The 1,063-nt window shown below is 55.9% G+C and carries 1 protein-coding gene; it reads right to left on the bottom strand.

Annotation, left to right across the window (positions count from 1 at the left end; genetic code table 11):
- Positions 1-56: 56 nt before the first annotated feature.
- Complete coding sequence (locus OKB81_RS20500) at positions 57-974, bottom strand: IS5-like element ISAs13 family transposase (RefSeq protein WP_005345606.1); 918 nt, start codon at positions 972-974, stop codon at positions 57-59.
- Between the last annotated feature and the right edge of the window lie 89 nt (positions 975-1,063).

Here is a 1,063-nt window from a genome sequence, read left to right as displayed (position 1 = left end):
GGCGCTGTTTCCCAAATCAACCATCAAGCCACAACTGCCCCAGCCCCAAGTGACCGTTACACTCGGGGCTTTCTGACAGGCAGACCAAGGGTATTCAGTTTGTTTATGGCACTGACATACGCCATGACTTCTCCCACTTGGCCATTGTAGTTACGCAGACTGATTCTCCCCGCCAGCAACTGCTTGAACCGATACATCGCCGTTTCCGCCAGCGAGCGACGGTGATACCCCGATATCTTCTTCCAGTGCGCCAGCCCTTCCTTGCGCATCACCAGCACAGCCTCATTTCTTGGATGTCCTTTTTCCCATAGCCCAGCGTTCTTGCGAGGCGGGATACAGGCTGTCGCCCCTTTGCGCGAGATTAGCTGATGGCTGGCTTTGCTGTCATAGGCGCCATCCGCATAAACACGTCCCAGCTTGCGCCGCAGTGGGTTGAGCAAGGTCGGCAACACCTCGGCATCATGGACATTTTCCAGCGAGACTTCCGCCGCCACGATATCGTGGGTCACCGGGTCTACCGCCAGATGCAACTTGCGCCACACTCGCCGCTTCTCGGCGCCGTGTTTTCTGACCTTCCACTCGCCTTCACCAAATACCTTCAGGCCCGTCGAATCGATAACCAAGTCAGTGATGCGCCCCTTAGAGGGCTGTCGATAAGCCACCGCCACCGTGCGTGCTCGCTTGCTGACACAGCTGTAATCGGGGGCACAAAGCGGTACGTTCATCAACTCGAACAGGGAGTCGAGTAGTCCCTGGGTGGCCCGCAGAGTGAGGTTGAAAATCCCCTTGAGCATCAGGAAGGTGCAGATGGTCTGGTCAGTGTATAGTTGGCTGCGGCCCCGCCGCCCATGATGGCCGTGGTGAAACCAGTTGTTCATGGCCTCGGCATCAACCCAGAAGGTGAGTGAACCACGGTTAATCAAAGATTTGTTGTATGTAGGCCAGTTGGTGATGGGGTGAAGCGACGTGCTCATGATGCAGACTTGAAGGAGATGGTGGTGATCAGATCACCAAGTCCTCAGTTAGTTCCATTCAAGCTGCATCGATTTGGGCAACAACGCCA

This window comes from Aeromonas sp. QDB56 (genome assembly GCF_027705505.1).
GTDB classification, from domain to species: Bacteria; Pseudomonadota; Gammaproteobacteria; order Enterobacterales; family Aeromonadaceae; genus Aeromonas; species Aeromonas caviae.
Note: the sequence above shows the minus strand (reverse complement) of the source record. Positions and strands in the feature narration are given on the sequence as shown.

Excerpts from the sequence above, each read along its gene's own strand:
- OKB81_RS20500 (WP_005345606.1), bottom strand. The coding sequence starts at position 974 with ATGAGCACGTCGCTTCACCCCATCACCAACTGGCCTACATACAACAAA.